This is a genomic window from Streptomyces sp. NPDC018031 (assembly GCF_044327625.1).
Classification (GTDB): Bacteria; Actinomycetota; Actinomycetes; order Streptomycetales; family Streptomycetaceae; genus Streptomyces.
Window position 1 is genome coordinate 89,780 of sequence record NZ_JBIRFT010000006.1, and the last position, 16,497, is coordinate 106,276.

Annotated in this window: 11 protein-coding genes; 2 read left to right on the top strand and 9 right to left on the bottom strand. The window is 74.4% G+C overall.

Annotated elements, in window-relative coordinates; genetic code table 11:
* Window positions 1-113: 113 nt before the first annotated feature.
* The 5 genes from ACH4B3_RS16890 to ACH4B3_RS16910 all read right to left on the bottom strand — a co-directional run bounded on the left by ACH4B3_RS16890 (window position 114) and on the right by ACH4B3_RS16910 (window position 7,807).
* On the bottom strand, window positions 114-1,133 hold the full coding sequence (locus ACH4B3_RS16890; RefSeq protein WP_398463612.1) for an ABC transporter substrate-binding protein: 1,020 nt from the start codon (window positions 1,131-1,133) through the stop codon (window positions 114-116).
* A gap of 1 nt (window position 1,134) precedes the next feature.
* Window positions 1,135-3,129, bottom strand: coding sequence for an ABC transporter permease (locus ACH4B3_RS16895; RefSeq protein WP_398463613.1), 1,995 nt, complete (start codon window positions 3,127-3,129; stop codon window positions 1,135-1,137).
* 5 nt (window positions 3,130-3,134) lie between these two features.
* Window positions 3,135-4,478: a betaine/proline/choline family ABC transporter ATP-binding protein gene (locus tag ACH4B3_RS16900; RefSeq protein ID WP_398463614.1), complete on the bottom strand. Its 1,344-nt coding sequence runs from the start codon at window positions 4,476-4,478 to the stop codon at window positions 3,135-3,137.
* Window positions 4,478-6,199: a GMC family oxidoreductase gene (locus ACH4B3_RS16905; RefSeq protein ID WP_398463615.1), complete on the bottom strand. Its 1,722-nt coding sequence runs from the start codon at window positions 6,197-6,199 to the stop codon at window positions 4,478-4,480. Before ACH4B3_RS16905 ends, ACH4B3_RS16900 begins: the two co-directional genes overlap by 1 nt.
* Before the next feature lie 105 nt (window positions 6,200-6,304).
* Window positions 6,305-7,807 carry an aldehyde dehydrogenase family protein gene (locus ACH4B3_RS16910; RefSeq protein ID WP_398463616.1) on the bottom strand — a complete coding sequence of 501 codons (1,503 nt, stop codon included), beginning with the start codon at window positions 7,805-7,807 and terminating at the stop codon, window positions 6,305-6,307.
* Window positions 7,808-8,020: 213 nt separating this feature from the next.
* Between ACH4B3_RS16910 and ACH4B3_RS16915 the strand changes: the two genes are divergently transcribed.
* Window positions 8,021-8,824 carry a hypothetical protein gene (locus ACH4B3_RS16915; RefSeq protein WP_398463617.1) on the top strand — a complete coding sequence of 268 codons (804 nt, stop codon included), beginning with the start codon at window positions 8,021-8,023 and terminating at the stop codon, window positions 8,822-8,824.
* Between the two features lie 380 nt (window positions 8,825-9,204).
* Window positions 9,205-10,443 (top strand): metallophosphoesterase, encoded by a 1,239-nt coding sequence (locus ACH4B3_RS16920; RefSeq protein WP_398463618.1) that lies wholly within the window; start codon window positions 9,205-9,207, stop codon window positions 10,441-10,443.
* A 183-nt stretch (window positions 10,444-10,626) separates the two neighbouring features.
* Here the strand turns inward: ACH4B3_RS16920 and ACH4B3_RS16925 are convergent, their stop codons facing one another.
* From ACH4B3_RS16925 to ACH4B3_RS16940, 4 genes are all read right to left on the bottom strand, one after another.
* Window positions 10,627-11,616 (bottom strand): malate dehydrogenase, encoded by a 990-nt coding sequence (locus ACH4B3_RS16925; RefSeq protein ID WP_398463619.1) that lies wholly within the window; start codon window positions 11,614-11,616, stop codon window positions 10,627-10,629.
* A 615-nt stretch (window positions 11,617-12,231) separates the two neighbouring features.
* Window positions 12,232-14,688 carry a DUF2690 domain-containing protein gene (locus ACH4B3_RS16930; RefSeq protein ID WP_398463620.1) on the bottom strand — a complete coding sequence of 819 codons (2,457 nt, stop codon included), beginning with the start codon at window positions 14,686-14,688 and terminating at the stop codon, window positions 12,232-12,234.
* A gap of 389 nt (window positions 14,689-15,077) precedes the next feature.
* Window positions 15,078-15,479, bottom strand: coding sequence for a DUF3017 domain-containing protein (locus tag ACH4B3_RS16935; RefSeq protein ID WP_398463621.1), 402 nt, complete (start codon window positions 15,477-15,479; stop codon window positions 15,078-15,080).
* A gap of 22 nt (window positions 15,480-15,501) precedes the next feature.
* The gene (locus tag ACH4B3_RS16940) at window positions 15,502-16,371 is read right to left on the bottom strand and encodes a bifunctional methylenetetrahydrofolate dehydrogenase/methenyltetrahydrofolate cyclohydrolase (RefSeq protein ID WP_398463622.1); all 870 of its coding nucleotides are present in this window, start codon (window positions 16,369-16,371) and stop codon (window positions 15,502-15,504) included.
* Between the last annotated feature and the right edge of the window lie 126 nt (window positions 16,372-16,497).

The window sequence follows — 16,497 nt, forward strand, 5'->3', positions numbered from 1 at the left end:
GCCCCCGGGGGCGGCGCGGCGGTGGCCCGCACCCCCGGCGCCCCGGGCGGGCCGGGCACCGGGCGGGCTCCCGGTGCCGGGCCGCGCCGGGCCCGGCACCGGCCGGTCGCGCGCTACGGCAGCCAGGCGCGCCACACCTCCGGGTGGTCCTTCACCCAGCGCTCCGCCGCGTCCTGCGGGGACAGCTTCTCCGCGGCGATGAGTTCGGAGACCTCGTTCTGGTGCTCCTTGGTCCAGCGGAACTTCTTCAGGAAGGCCGCCGCCTTCCCGCCGTTCCGGGCGAAGTCCGCGTTGAGGTACTTCTGCAGCGGGGTGGTCGGGTAGCCGCAGTCGACCGAGGCCGGGTCCTCCGCCCCCTCGGCCGCGCACTCCTCGGTGTGCTCCGGCAGCTTCACCTCCACCATCGGCACCTCGTTGAACAGCCACTGCGGCTCGTACCAGTAGGTGAGGAAGGGCTTCTTCTCCTTGGCGAACTGCTTGATCTGGGTGATCTGCGCCGCCTCGGAACCGGCGAAGACCACCTTGTAGTCCAGGTCGAGGTTGTCCACCAGCGCCTTGTCGTTGGTGACGTAGGACGGCGAGCCGTCCAGCAGCTGGCCCTTGTCGCCGCTCTCCGGGGTGCGCAGCCGGTCCGCGTACTTGTCGAGGTTCCGCCAGTCGGTGACGTCCGGGTGCGCGTCGGCGAAGTACTTCGGCACGTACCAGCCGATGTGGCCGGTGACCCCGAGGTCGCCGCCGGCGGCGATGGTCTTCTTGTCCTCGACGTACCGCTGCTCCTGCTCCGGGTGGCCCCAGTCCTCCAGGAGCGCGTCCACCCGGCCCTGGCTGAGCGCGTCCCACGCCGGGACCTCGTCGACCTGCACGGTGTCGACGCGGTAGCCCAGCTCCTCTTCCAGCAGGTGCTGCGCGACGGCGACGTTGGCCTGCGCGCCCACCCAGGACTGGACGGAGAGGGTGACGGTCCGCGCCCCGTCGGCGTTGGCGTACGGCGAGGACTGCCGGGTCATGTCGGCCGCGCCGCAGCCGGTGGTGAGGGCGAGCAGCGCCGCGGCACCGGTGGCGGCGGCGATGGCCGGCCTGGTCCGGGAGCGGGCGCCGGCCGGGCGGGACGGGCGGGTGTGTGCACGAGCCATGTCAGGCCCCCTTCCGCGGGCGGCGCGCGGTGGGCTGCGTCACCCGGTCGAGCATGAGTCCCAGGCAGACGATCGCGGCTCCCGCGACCAGTCCGGTGGCCAGATCGCCCTGGGCCAGGCCGAAGACGACGTCGTAGCCGAGCGCGCCGGAGCCGACCAGACCGCCGATGATGACGACGGAGAGGACGAGCACCACGCCCTGGTTGACGGCGAGCAGCAGGGCGGGCCGGGCGAGCGGCAGCTGCACCTGGAACAGCTGCTGGGTGCGGGTGGCCCCCAGGGAGCGCGCCGCTTCCAGCGCGGCCGGATCGACCTGCCGCAGCCCCTGGGTGGTGATGCGGATGACGGCGGGCAGGGCGTAGACGATGGCGGCGGCCGCCGCCGGGGCCCGGCCCACGCCGAACAGCGCGACCACCGGGATGAGGTAGACGAACTGCGGCATCGTCTGGAACACGTCCAGCACCGGGCGGAGCAGCCGTTCCAGACGCGGGCTGCGGGCGGCGGCGACCCCGACGGCGAAGCCGAGCACCAGGGTGACGGCGACGGCCGCCAGCACCTGGGAGAGGGTGTCCATGGACGGCTCCCACACGCCCAGCACGCCGATCGCGGCCATGGCGAGGGTGGCGGTCGCGGCGGTTCCCCAGGTGCCGATGAGCCAGGCCGACGCGGCGACGATCAGCAGCACCGACCACCAGGGCAGGGCCTGCAGGCCGTCGCGGAGCGGGTTGAGGACCCAGGTGACGTACGCCGAGGCCCAGTCGGCGGTACCGCCGATGACCGGCACCCCGGTGTAGAGGTGGTCGACCATCCACTCCTTGGCCTCGTTCACCGGGGCCTCGATGGCCACGGTCCAGCCGTCCGGCCAGTGCAGCGCCCCCACGGCCCGCGAGCCGAGCGCCGCGGCGGCGGTGAGCACGGCGGCCGCGGCCCAGCGGGCCGGGCCGGGCAGGGCGGCGGGCCCGCGGGAGGGCCGCGGTGCCCGGTCGCCCCGCTCACCGGCCGCGGCGGTGGTGCGGTCCAGCACCACGGCGAGCAGCACGATGGGGATGCCCGCGGCCAGCGCCTTGCCGACGTCCACCGTGGACAGGGCCTGGTAGACCCGGTCGCCGAGGCCGCCGCCGCCGATCATCGAGGCGATGACGGCCATCGACAGCGCCATCATGATCGTCTGGTTGACGCCGAGGAGGAGCTCCTTGCGGGCCAGCGGGAGCCGCGCGGAGAGCAGCCGCTGCCGCCCGGTGGCGCCGAGCGAGGTCACCGCCTCCAGCACCCCGGCGTCGGCCCGGCGCAGGCCGAGCGCGGTGAGGCGGGCCATCGGCGGGGCCGCGTAGACGACGGTGGCCAGCACCGCGCCGGGCACCCCGATGCCGAAGACCAGCACCACCGGCAGCAGATAGGCGAACGCGGGCAGCACCTGCATGGTGTCGAGCACCGGCCGCAGGGCGCGGTGCGTCCGGTCGGACAGGCCGCCGGCCAGGCCCAGCAGCCCGCCGATGACGACCGAGACGCTGACCGCGACGGCCATCAGCGCCAGCGTCTGCATGGTCGGCACCCACATGCCCAGCAGCCCGCAGACGGCGAACGACCCGCCCGCCACGGCCGCCACCCGCCAGCCGGCGACCCGCCAGGCGAGCAGTGCGGCACCGGCGGTGACCCCGGCCCAGCCGAGCGCCAGCAGCGTCAGGTAGACGGCGCGGACGGAGACGATGACGGCGTTGCTGATGTGCCCGAAGAAGTAGAGGAAGACCGGGTGGCTGTCCCGGTTGTCGATGATCCAGTCGTTGGCGTCGCCGAGCGGTGCGGAGACGTCGACGGTCAGCGCGCCGGGCCAGCTGCCGCTCGCCCAGCGGGCGTGGACGACGGGCACCAGCACGGCCGCCAGCACCGCGAGGGTGAGCAGCTTGCGTGCGGCGGGGCGGCGCAGCAGGGCGGCCGCGGCGCCCGCCGGGCTCGTGGCGCGGGTCCGCGGCGGTGCGACGGCGGTGTGCGAGGTCATGGCGTTCACCCCCGGTCCAGCCCCGCGACCACCGCGAGCAGCCGCTGGTGGTCGACGACGCCGAGCAGTCGGGGCCCGTCCATGACCCGTGCCGGGCCGCCGGTGCGGGCGACCGCCTCGATGGCGGCGGCCACGGTGGTGTCCGGGGTGAGCGCGGGGCCGGTCGCGGCCTCGTCGCCGACGGCCGGCCGCAGGGCGCCGCGTACCGTCAGGACCTGTTCCCGGGGCACGTCCCGGACGAAGTCGCGGACGTAGTCGTCGGCCGGGGAGCCGACGATCTCCTCCGCGGTGCCGAGCTGCACGATCCGGCCGTCGCGCATCAGCGCGATCCGGTCGCCCAGCCGCAGCGCCTCGTTGAGGTCGTGGGTGATGAAGACCATGGTGCGGCCCTCCTCGCGGTGCAGCCGGACGACCTCCTCCTGCATGTCCCGGCGGATCAGCGGGTCCAGCGCGCTGAACGGCTCGTCGAACAGCAGTACTTCGGGGTCGGCGGCGAGCGCCCGGGCCAGGCCGACGCGCTGCTGCTGGCCGCCGGAGAGCTGGCCGGGACGCCGCTGCTCCAGTCCGGCGAGGCCGACCTTGGCGACCATCTCGGCCGCCCTGGCGCGGCGTTCGGCGCGCCCGACGCCCTGGATCTCCAGGCCGTAGGCGACGTTGTCGAGAACGGTGCGGTGCGGCAGCAGGCCGAAGTGCTGGAAGACCATGGCGGCGCGGTGCCGGCGCAGGTCCCGCAGCCGGGCCCGGTCCATGCCGACGACGTCCTCGCCGTCGATGGCGATGGCGCCGCTGGTCGGCTCGATCAGCCGGGTCAGGCAGCGCACCAGGGTGGACTTGCCGGAGCCGGACAGGCCCATGACGACGAAGACCTCGCCGGGCCGCACGTCGAAGGAGACGTCGCGCACGGCGGCGGTGCAGCCGGTGCGTTCCCGCAGGTCGGCCGGGGAGAGGTCGGCCTCGGCGCTGCCGGGGATCCGCTCGGCCCTGGGCCCGAAGACCTTCCACAGGTTGCGGACGGAGAAGACCGGGGCGCGGGTGTCGCCGTCCCCGGCGGCGGTGTTCTCGGCGGCGGTGCTCCCGGTGACGGTCTTCGCCGTGCCGGTGCTCTCGGGGGCGGTGCTCTCGGTGCCGGTGCCGGCCCCGGCCGGTGCGCTTCCGGTGCCCGACGGCACGGTCGCCGACGGCGCGGTCCCGGCCGGCACCGCAACCGCGGCAAGCGCGGCGGGGGCGGTGGGCGCGGCCGACGCGTCCCGGGTGGCGGGCGCGTCGGAGGTGGCGGGCGTGACGGGGATGCTGGGGGTGGTGGGGGCGGTGGCCCCGGTGGGTCCGGTGGTCGGACGGTCCGTACTCATCACGCGTCACCACCCTCGGCCGACCCCACGCCGAGCAGGCCGGCACCCGGCGCCCGGCCCCGGAGCAGGCCCTCGCCGGCCGGCACCGCGGCGCCGGCATCGGCATCCGTTTCGGCGCCGGCAACGGCACCGGCACCGGTCCGGAGGTCTGCGGCGAGCAGTTCGGCGCACTTCTCACCCACCATCAGCACGCCGATCATCGGGTTCACGGCGGGCATGGTCGGGAAGACCGAGGCGTCGGCGATCCGGATCCCGGCCAGGCCGCGGATCCGCAAGTGCGGGTCGACGACGGCGAGTGGGTCGTCGGCGGCCCCCATCCGGCAGGTGCCCGCCGGGTGGTAGACGGTGTGCGCGACCTGGCGCGCGTACGCGCTGAGCTCCTCGTCGGAGGTGACGTCCGGCCCCGGGCAGACCTCCCGCTTCAGCCAGCCGGCCAGCGGCTCGGTCCGGGCGATCTCCCGGGCGATCCTGATGCCGTCCACCAGGGTGCGGCCGTCGTAGTCCTCCTCGTCGGTGAAGTACCGGAAGTCCAGGGCCGGTTTGACGTCCGGGTCGGCGCTGGTGAGGTAGAGCCGGCCGCGGCTGCGGGGCTTGGGGATGTTCGGGGTCATCGAGACGCCGTGCTCCGGCTTCTGGTAGCCGATTCGCTCCGGATTGTCGGTGAACGGAATCTGATAGAAGTGGAACATCAGGTCAGGGCCACGCGAATCGGGGTCGCGCCGGACGAAGAGACCCGCATCCGAATCCATCGCGGAATTCTCCGGAATCGGCCCGTCGGTTTCCCAGACGATCACCGATTCGGGGTGGTCCAGCAGGTTTTCACCGACTCCGGGAAGATCGTGGACCACCGGAATTCCGAGGTTCCGCAGATCGGCCGCGGGGCCGATCCCGGAGTGCAGCAGCAGCCGCGGGGTGTCCACCGCGCCCGCGCACACCACCACTTCGCGGCCGGCCTCCACCAGCAGCTCCGCGCCGTCAGCGGTGCGCACCCGGACCCTGGTCGCCCGGTCGCCGTCCAGCTCCAGCCGGAACGCCCAGGTCTCCAGCATGAGATGGAGGTTGGGCCGGTCGAGGAAGGGGTGGAGGTACGCCACCGAGGCGGAGGAGCGCTTGTTGTCCTCCGGGTGGTAGGCGAGGTCGAAGAAGCCGACGCCCTCGTCGAACGGCCGGCGGTTGAACCCCTCGACCCGCGGCACTCCGGTGGCCTCCTGAGCGGCGGTCACGAAGTCGCGGGCGATGGCGTTCCGGTCCTTCTCGTGGACCGGCACGATGTTGTTCCGGAGGCGGTCGAAGTAGGGGTCCATGGCGGCCGCGTCCCAGCCCTCGGCACCGGCCTCGGCCCACTCGTCCCAGTCGCCGGGCAGCGGCTTGAAGGAGATCAGGGTGTTGTGCGAGGAGCATCCGCCCAGCACCCGGGCCCGGCTGTGCCGGATGTGCGAGTTGCCGCGCGGCTGCGGGGTGGTCGGGTAGTCGTAGTCGAGTTCGCCACCGAGCAGCCCGAGCCAGCGGCGCAGGGTGAGCACCTCGGGACGGTCGACGTCGGAGGGGCCGCCCTCGATCACGGCCACCGTGGTTCCGGGGTCCTCGGTGAGGCGGGAGGCGATCACCGATCCTGCGGTGCCGCCGCCGACCACGACGTAGTCGTACCGCGCGGTGGGCACGGCCGGGCGGCCGGCATCCGGCGCGCGGCGCGGGGTGGGGGGAAGCGTGGGCTGGGACATGGGGGAGTCACTCCTCGACTGCAAGGTGCGTGGCGTAATGAGCGGGTGGGCCGGGCGCGTGCCGCCCGGACTCCCGGACCGGGAGGCGGGCGGCCCGTGCCCGGATCAGCCCGCGAACCAGCGGACCGGCCGGGGCCGGAGGTTTTCGTAGACGTGCTTGGCCTCCCGGTACTCGGCGAGGCCGGAGGGTCCCAGCTCGCGTCCGACGCCGGACTTGCCGAACCCGCCCCACTCCGCCTGCGGCAGGTAGGGGTGGTAGTCGTTGATCCACACGGTGCCGTGCCGCAGCCGGGCGGCGACCCGGCGGGCGCGGGCGGTGTCGGCGGACCAGACCGCGCCGGCCAGGCCGTACTCGGTGTCGTTGGCCAGCGCCACGGCCTCGTCCTCGGTGTCGAAGGACTCCACCGTGAGGATCGGGCCGAAGGTCTCCTCCCGCACCACCCGCATCTCGCGGTGGCAGCCGTCGAGCACGGTGGGCAGGTAGAAGTAGCCGGTGGCGGGGCGGGTCGCGGAGGGCTCGGGCCGGGCGCCGCCGCAGCGCAGCCGGGCGCCCTCGGCGAGCGCGGAGGCCACGTACGCCTCGGTCTTCGCCAACTGCTGCGCGGACACCAGCGGTCCGCACTCCACCCCGTCCTCGGTGCCGCGGCCGAGCCGGATCCGCTCGGCGCGGCGGGCGAGTTCGCCGACGAAGCGTTCGCGTACGGACTCCTCGACGATCAGCCGGGCGCCCGCCGAGCAGACCTGCCCGCTGTGGATGAAGGCCGCGTTGAGCGCCTGGTCCACGGCGGTGTCGAAGCCCTCCTCGGTGGCGCAGGCGTCGGCGAAGACGACGTTCGGGTTCTTGCCGCCGAGCTCCAGGGCGACCTTCTTGACGCCGTCGGCGGCGGCGCGCATCACCGCTGTGCCGCTGGCCAGGCCGCCGGTGAAGGAGACCAGGTCCACTCCGGGGTGCTCGGCCAGCCGGGCGCCGACCGGGTCGCCCGCGCCGGTCACCAGGTTGGCGACGCCGGCCGGCAGCCCGGCCTCGCCCAGCAGCGTCACCAGTTCGATGGTGGACAGCGGGGTGACCTCGCTGGGCTTGATGACGAAGGTGTTGCCGGCCGCGAGCGCGGGGGCGATCTTCCAGCTGGCCTGGAGCAGCGGGTAGTTCCACGGGGTGATGAGCGCGCAGACGCCGACCGGCTCGTACACCACGACGCTGTGCACGTCCGGGCTGCCCGCGTCCACCACCCGGCCGGCCGCCTCGGCGGTGACCTGGTCGGCGAAGTAGCGGAACGCGGCCGTCACGTCGTCGACGTCGACCCGCCCCTCTTCCAGGGTCTTGCCGGTGTCCCGGCTCTCGATGAGGGCGATCGCCTCCCGGTTGCGCTGCAGCAGGTCGGCGACGCGGCGCAGCAGCGCTGCCCGCTCGGCGACCGGGGTCCGGGGCCAGGGCCCGTGGTCGAAGGCGCGGCGCGCCGCGGCGACCGCCGCGTCGGTGTCCGCGACCCCGCCCTCGGCCACCACGGCGAGGGACTTGGCGTCGGCGGGGTCGAGGACCTCCCGCTGCGCGCCGGACGCGGCGGCACGCCACGCCCCGTCCACATAAATGGTCTCGACTGCCGACACGTGTTCTGCCTTCCGGTTTTCCTGATCTTTCCCTGCCGGCAATGCCGGCAACACGAACCCCTAACCGGAGACGTCGTTCGTATGCGCGATCGGCGCTGGAAAGTGGCCTGAGTCACTGGATGTGCACCGGAAACGCCCGGGCACGTAAGGTAAAGCGTTCGTAAGCAACATCGAATCTCGATCCACGGGATCCATAGGGGTAGGGCGCTCGGCATGAAGAAGTACGGAGTTTGGGCTGTCGCCGCTTGTGCGGCGATGGTGATGGGGGTCTCCGGCTGTGGGGACAACGACAAGGACAGCGACAAGGGTGGCGACAAGGTCACCGGCGGCGAGCAGAGCAAGGCGCCCGCCTCCAACGGCGTCGACAAGCTCTCCGCCACGGAGATCTACGAGAAGTCCACTACCGAGCTCGGCAAGGCGAAGTCGCTGCGGATCCTGGGCGACGGCAAGGAAGAGGGGCAGGCCATGAAGATGGATCTGCTGCTCGACAAGTCGGGCAACTGCCGCGGTTCGATGACCATGGGCAGCGCGGGCTCCTTCGAGCTGGTCAAGGTCGGCGAGAAGGTCTGGATGAAGCCGGACGACGCGTTCTGGAAGACCTCCATGGGCTCGGAGGGCGGCGAGCAGGCCTCGAAGCTCTTCTCCGGCAAGTGGATGTACGGCACCACCTCGGACGACATGCTCAAGGACATGGCCGGCGTCTGCGACCTGTCGGCCATCCAGGCCAAGGCCGCCGCCGACTCCGCCGACGAGAAGGGCTTCACCAAGGGCGCCCCGACCTCGATCGACGGCCAGCAGGTCATCCAGCTGAAGGGCAAGAACGACGAGGGCAAGCCGCTCACCTACTCCGTCGCCCTCACCGGCAAGCCGTACCCGGTGAAGATCGAGGAGGCCGGTGCCGACCAGTCCACCATGACGTTCTCCGACTTCGACAAGCCGGTGGGCACCGACACGCCGGCCGAGGCCGAGTCCATCGACGTGGCGAAGATGGAGAAGGAGTTGGGCGCGGGCGCCTGACCCTCCCCGCCGGGACGCTCGGGGTAGGACCTCCGAGACGCTCCTGGAAGAACGACCGGGACCCTCCGAAGAACGACCGGCCCCCCACCCGGAAGCACGACCGGATCCCCGGAAGCACGACGGCGATGCCCTCGCCGCGGCCGACCGCCGCGGCGAGGGCATCGCCCGCATCGGAGACTCGGCCAGGATCCGGCCGGGGCCGCCGCCGGGAGGGCCGCCCCGCTCACCCGGCGACGCACGCGGCATCTCATCGGCGTACCCCGATACCGGGCATTCCCCCACGCACCGGGCAGGCGCACCGCCCGGCGCACAGAACACCTTCACCCATCCTTCGTCAGTGCTTCACCAGTCCGGTGAAGTTACCTGCGAGAAACATGGGCATGTGTGATGACGAGTACATCCCGCCGCGCCCCGACCTCACCGAGCCCCAGTGGCTCGACCTCGACGGCAGCGTGACCACCACCGGCCGGACCGTCCCGGCCGCCGGCCCGCTGACCCGGCGCACCGTACTCGGCGGGGCCGTCGCCGGCGCCGCCGCCCTGACCGTGCTGCCGCAGTTGACGGCGGGCCAGGCGCACGCGGCCCCCGCCAGCGCCCCCGCGGCGTCCTCCGGCACCCCGGTCACCAAGTTCCCGCTGCCCGACCGGCCCGGTCCGGGCGGGGAGTACGCGGTACTCGTCACCGGCGACGCCGGCACCGGCAACGAGGCCCAGTACGCGGTGGCCGCCGCCGCGAAGCGGGTCTGCGAGGCCGAAGGGGTGGGGCTGGCCGTCGGGCTGGGCGACAACCTCTACGAGAACGGCCCGGAGTCGGCGCACGACGACGAGTTCGCCACCAAGTTCGAGCAGCCCAACACCGGCATCGACGTGCCCTGGCTGATGGTGCTGGGCAACCACGACTGCTCCGGCCTGATACCCGGCAGCGGCGGCGACCCGTCCCGCGGCGACCGCGAGGTCGCCTACGCCACCACCTCCCGGCGCTGGTACATGCCCGCCCGGTACTACTCGGTCGCGCTGCCCACGGCACCCGGCTCCGGCGCCCCGCTGGTGGAGTTCTTCGCCCTGGACACCAACCCGGTGGCCTCCACGGTGGTGCAGCTGGACCCGTACTTCTACTGGAACGGCCCGTACATGCGGGAGCAGCGCCGCTGGCTGGACGCCGCGCTGACCGCCTCCCGGGCCAAGTGGAAGGTGGTGCTCGGCCACCACCCGTACCTGAACAACGGCAAGCACGGCAACGCCGGTTCGTACGACGGCTTCGTCATCGGCAACTACACCAGCGGGGTGCACCTGAAGGAGCTGTACGAGGAGGTGGTGTGCGGGCGGGCCGATCTGATCCTCTCCGGCCACGACCACACCCTGCAGATCCTGGAGCCGACCACCCGCAGCCGCGGCACCCGGCAGATCGTGTGCGGGGCGGCCGGCAAGTCCGGTGACGGAAAGGCGCACGGCAGCACCCCGGCGCGCTGGCAGGACTTCTCCCACCACGGCTTCATGGTGCTCAAGGCGGCCGCCGACCGGCTGACCGTGGACGCCTACACGGTGGACGTGGCGACCTCGACCGCCCGGCTCGCGCACACCTTCACGACCGGCGCCCCCGCCGCGGCGGTACGCGGCTGAGTCCGCGGCGGGAGAGGCCACCGCCGGCCCCGCGCGGGGCGGGCCCGCGAACGCGGCAGGGCCGCCCGGAGAACTCCGGGCGGCCCTGCCGCGTTGCGTGGACCCCGGTCCGGGACGGCCGCCCGGACGAGGGCGCGGTCGGGGGCCCGGCCGGGAGCCGGACCGGGAGCCGACCGAGGGGGCTCAGATGAGGCCGAGCCCGCGGACCGCGTCGCGCTCCTCCGACAGCTCCTGCACCGAGGCGTCGATGCGGGTGCGGGAGAACTCGTTGATCTCCAGGCCCTGGACGATCTCGTACTTGCCGTCCTTGCAGGTGACCGGGAAGGAGGAGATCAGGCCCTCCGGGACGCCGTAGGAGCCGTCCGACGGGATGCCCATGGAGGTCCAGTCGCCCTCGGCGGTGCCGTTGACCCAGGTGTGCACGTGGTCGATGGCGGCGTTGGCGGCGGAGGCGGCCGAGGAGGCGCCGCGGGCCTCGATGATCGCCGCACCGCGCTTGGCGACGGTCGGGATGAAGGTGTCGGCCAGCCACTGCTCGTCGTTCACGACCTCGGCGGCGTTCTTGCCCGCGACCTCGGCGTGGAAGACGTCCGGGTACTGGGTCGCGGAGTGGTTGCCCCAGATGGTGAGCCGGCGGATCTCGGAGACCGGGGCACCGGTCTTCTTCGCCAGCTGCGAGATGGCGCGGTTGTGGTCCAGGCGGGTCATCGCGGTGAAGCGCTCGGCCGGTACGTCCGGCGCGGCGGCCTGCGCGATCAGGGCGTTGGTGTTCGCCGGGTTGCCGACCACCAGCACCTTGATGTCGTCCGCGGCGTGGTCGTTGATGGCCTTGCCCTGCGGCTTGAAGATGCCGCCGTTGGCCTCCAGCAGGTCACCGCGCTCCATGCCCTTGGTCCGCGGGCGGGCACCGACCAGCAGCGCGACGTTGGCACCCGCGAAACCGACGTTCGGGTCGTCGGTGATGTCGATGCCGCGGAGCAGCGGGAAGGCACAGTCGTCCAGTTCCATGGCGGTGCCCTCGGCGGCCTTCAGGCCCTGCGGGATCTCCAGCAGACGCAGCTTGACCGGCACGTCCGCGCCGAGAAGGTGACCGGAGGCGATGCGGAAGAGCAGCGCGTAGCCGATCTGGCCGGCGGCGCCGGTGACGGTGACATTAACGGGAGTGCGGGTCATGGCGGTCTCCTGCGCTGTGTTTTTTGATCGATCTCTTGGTGTCGAGATACCGGGCGTCAGGCTATCCGACCCGCGCCCGCGCGGGGTCCGCCGCCCCACTGTGTCGATGCTCACCGCCCGCACGGGCGGCCGCCTGCTCACTGAGGAGGGGGAAGCAGGCGGCCGCCGGGTGGGGGAGATACCCGTGGGGGGTCGAACTGCGCCTGCCCCGCATCCCCGGTCTCATTCCTCTTCCGTTCGCGGAGATTTCGTGACGGCCGGATGGGGGCCCGGCAGGTCCACGGGGTTGCCCGCGGGGCCCCGCCGGGGGCGCGGGGACGGCGGTCCCGCGGAGTCCCGCCGGAGGCGGAGACGGCCGGGGCCGGAGGCGGAGACGGCCTGGGATGGAGGCGGTGACGGCCGGGGCCGGAGGCGGAGACGGCCTGGGATGGAGGCGGTGACGGCCTGGGATGGCTGGGCCGGAGGCCATCGGCCGGCCGGGAACCGGCGAGTCCGGCCCAGGGGCCCGCCCCGCCCGAGGCGGAGAGGGCCGGGGCCGGAGGCCGGCGGCGGGTCGGGATCGGCCGGCGGGCCGGTGCGGCGACGGGCCGACGCCCCGGGCCCGGCCGGCCCGGCTCAGGGCCGGATGACCGGCCGGGTGCAGCCGCTCTCGCCGCCGGCGAGCGTCACACACGCCTCCGCCTCGTCGCTGGACGGCACCGCGAGCATCCTGGTGTAGGCGCCGCCGTCCGTGCCCACCCGGTCGCTCTCCTCGGCCCGCGAGCCGCCGCCCTCGCCCACCCGGGCGACCCGGACCTCGTCCCCGGGGCTGCCGTGGGCGATCCGGGCCCAGGCCGCGCCGCACACCGCGCTGTACCGGACCTCGATGTAGGCGTTGCCGACCATGGCGTCCGCGGTGGTCTGCACCCGGTCGTCGCCGCACCCCATGGCCTCGGGGTCCTTGCCCGCGCAGTCACGGCCGGTGCACTTGACCCCGGGCGGCAGCAGCGGCTCGCTGCTGCGGGCCGGCGGCGACGCCTTCGCCGGGCGGTCGTCGCCGTCGCCGCCGAGCAGGAGCACCCCGGAGAGCACCAGCAGCCCGGCGCCGACCGCCGCGGCCGCGGCGACCGCCTTGGCCGACGCCCGACCCCGGACCCGCCGCACGGCGGCGGCCGCGACCGACCGCGGGGGCCGCCGCGCGGCCCCGGGTATCCGGTCGCCGGGCGCGGCCGGGTCCGCGGGGTGCGCCGGGGGTGCCGAGTCCGCCGACGAGGCGTCCGACCGGCCGGCGACCCGCGCCGCACCACCGGCCCCGGCCGTCCGGCCGGTCCTCGGCGCGGCGGTGCCCCCGGGGGGCGGCCCGGTCACGAGCGCGGTCGGGTCCGCCGGGGCGGTCCCCGCGCCCGGCCGGGCGGGCGGGTGCGGCGGCCTCGGACCGCGCGCCCGGGCGGCGATGTCCAGCCCGGCGCCCGTGTCCGCCCTGGCGTGACCGCCGGTCCGCTCGCTCGCGTCCGACGGCTCCGCGCCGACGGCGGTCCGGCCTGCGGCCACCGTGCCGGTGTCGTTTCCGGGGCGCGCCCACGTCACCCGGGTGTGCGGCCGGGCCGCCGGCCGCACGGACGGCGGCCCGGCCGGGTCCCGGGAGGGGCGCGCCGGGGCCGACGGGGTCCCGGAGAGCCCGCGCGCGGACCCGTCCGCGCCCCGGCCGGGCGCAGCGCCGCCGGGGGCGGGCAGGGTCGGGGGCATGGGCAGCAGCGGCCAGGCCATGCGCGCCGGCGGGTCGTCCGGCTCGTCTTCGGCGATACGTTCCGGCACACGGTCAACGGGCCGCTCCGGCACCCCGCCGCCCGCCGCGTCACGCCGCACCGGATCGCCCGCGGCCGGTTCCGGCGCACGGTCAACGGGCCGCTCCGGCACCCCGCCGCCCGCCGCGTCACGCCGCACCGGATCGCCCGCGGCCGGTTCCGGCGCACGGTCCACGGCCGCCTCCGGCGCACGGTCCGAGGCACGGTCGGCGGGCTGTTCCGGCACCCGGCCCGCAGTCGCCTCCGGCGCACGGTCCGAGGCACGGTCGGCGGGCTGTTCCGGCACCCGGTCCGCAGCCGCCTCCGGCGCACCGCCCTCCGACGAACCCTCCGGCGTACGACCCTCCGGCGAACCCTCCGGCACCCGGCCCCCAGCCGCCTCCGGCGCACCGCCCTCCGACGAGCGTTCCGGCGTAAGGTCCACGGCCGCCTCCGGCGCACGGTCCGCCACAGGCTCCGGCACCCGGTCACCGGCAGAGCCCGGCACCCGGTCCGCAGGGTGTTCCAGCCCGGGATCCGCGGGCTGTTCCGGCCCCCGGTCACCCGCAGGGTCCGGCACGCCGTCCGCGTCGTCCTGACCCGCGGCCGGCGCCGCACCGGTCGCGGCCGCGATCTCCGTCTCCGGGCCGGTCCCGGGCTCGGGACCGGTCCCCGCCCGCGGGCCGGCCCCGGATGTCGGTGCGGGCTCCGGCCCGGGACCCGCAGCCGTCTCGGTGCCTGTTCCACGGACGCCTTCGGGCGTCTCCCCGGCCTCGGGGGCGAGCGTCGTCCCGTGCCCGTCCCCGTACCGCTTCCCGGGCTCCATCTCGTTCTCCGTCTCCACCACTGCCCCGGACTCCGCTCCGGCGGAACGGCCGTCCGCCGGGCCGCCCGTCCGGTCCTGCCGCGGGCTGCCGCCGCGCCCGTCGCCCCGTCCGGCCCGGCCGTCAGGCTTGTCCGCGGCGGCGCGGGCGCGTTCCACGGCTTCCTTCGCGCGCGCTGTTCGTATCGCTTCCATCGTGACGTCGTTCCGCATCTCCGAGCGGCTCCAGGCGCGTTCGGCCAGTTCCCACAGGGTGGTGAGGTGCTCGGCGTCGGTGCCGGTGACCTCGGCCAGTGCCTCCACGGCCGGACGCGGCGGCAGCAGACGGCCGTTGAGGAACCGCTCCCACGACGTCTTGCTGTAACCGGTGCGGTCGGCGACCGCGGCCACGCTCAGGTCGTTCCGGTCGACCAGCGCCCGCAGCCGTCCGGTGAACTCGCACAGCTGCGGGTCGAGTTCCTCCGGCAGTTCCCGCCAACGAGGCATCGCCTCTTCCTACCCCCTGCCCGCGCCCAGGACGTCCCTCCGTGCCCAGGAGTATCCCAGAAGCCGTGATTCTCCGGTCTCCCCGCCGGTGGGGCCGGGCTCGCCGGCCCGCCGGGCCCGCGGGCCGGAGCAGCGGCTCGGGCCCGGGGGCCGGAGCAGCGCCCCCGGCCGTCGGCTGACCGCGCCCGCGGCGCGGCCTCCCGTCGGCTGACCGCGCCGCCGCGGTAAAGCGTTCCAGCCGGCACGGAAAACCCTCCGCGGGTGGCCGGGGCGCCGGTACGGGCGGTGGCGGCGTTCCGGGAACCGCGGGTCCCAACGGCGGTGGCCCGTCCTCCCCGGGCTCGGGGAGGACGGGCCACCGCCGCACGGAACTCCGGCCCCGCGGCCGGTCAGCGCACCGTGAAGTGCACCACGTCCTCCAGGACCGGCACCTTCAGCCAGGGCTCGGGCTGCGCCATCATCGACAGCATCACGATGACGAAGCCGAGTCCGCCGTAGGTGAGCAGGTCGGTGAAGCGGGACCGCACCGCCAGCATGCCGACCTCCGGCAGCAGCCAGCGCAGTGCCGCGCCCAGCATGAGTGACAGGCCGATGATGATGGTGCCCGCCCGGAACGCGTCGAGGGCGACCACCAGCAGTCCGGCGCCCACCCCGCCCATCACCGTCAGCAGCGGCCACTGCCGGACCGGCGCCGGTGCGTCCCCCGGCGCGGCCCGGCCGCCGCCCTCCGGTCGCGCGGTGTCCCGCGTGATCAGGGGGAAGCGGCGCGACTTCCTCGGTTCGGCAGCCATCGGGCCCTCCGCGGCTCCGGCCTCAGCCGACATCGCCGATACCGGCGGCCCGCTCGGCGGCCTCGACCACGTTCACCAGCAGCTGGGCCCGGGTCATCGGCCCCACGCCGCCGGGGTTCGGGGCCACCCAGCCGGCGACCTCGCGGACCTCGGGGTCCACATCGCCGACGATCTTGCCATTGCCGTCCCGGCTGACACCCACGTCGAGCACCGCCGCACCGGGCTTGACGTGCTCCGGCTTGATCAGGTGCCCGACGCCCGCCGCGGCCACGATGATGTCGGCCTGCCGCAGGTGGGAGGCGAGGTCCTTGGTGCCGGTGTGGCAGAGGGTGACGGTGGCATTCTCCGACTTGCGGGTCAGCAGCAGCCCGATGGACCGGCCGACGGTGACACCGCGCCCGACCACGACCACGTGCGCCCCGTTGATCTCCACCCCGTGGCGGCGCAGCAGGTGCACAATGCCGTACGGGGTGCAGGGCAGCGGCGCGGTCTCGTTGAGCACCAGCTTGCCGAGGTTCGTCGGGTGCAGGCCGTCGGCGTCCTTGGCCGGGTCGATCAGCTCCAGCACCCGGTTCGTGTCGATGCCCTTGGGCAGCGGCAGCTGCACGATGTAGCCGGTGCAGTCGGGGTTGTCGTTCAGCTCCCGTACGACCGCCTCGATCTCCTCCTGGGTGGCGGTACCGGGCAGTTCGCGCTGGATCGACGCGATGCCGACCTGGGCGCAGTCACGGTGCTTCCCGGCCACGTACTTCTGGCTGCCGACGTCGTCCCCCACCAGCAGGGTTCCCAGGCCGGGGGTGACCCCCCGGGCCTTCAGGGCCTCGACGCGGGTGGCGAGGTCGGCTTTGATCGCGGCCGCGGTGGCCTTGCCGTCAAGAATCTGGGCGGTCATGCGGTCCATTCTCCCGGATACGGATGCTTGGGCTGTAATCAGGTCCACGGAGCGGCCGGGCCGGCGGGGCGGGGGCGCCACGCCCGGTCACCCGGCGCGCGGACGGCTCGGCGCCGACCGACACGC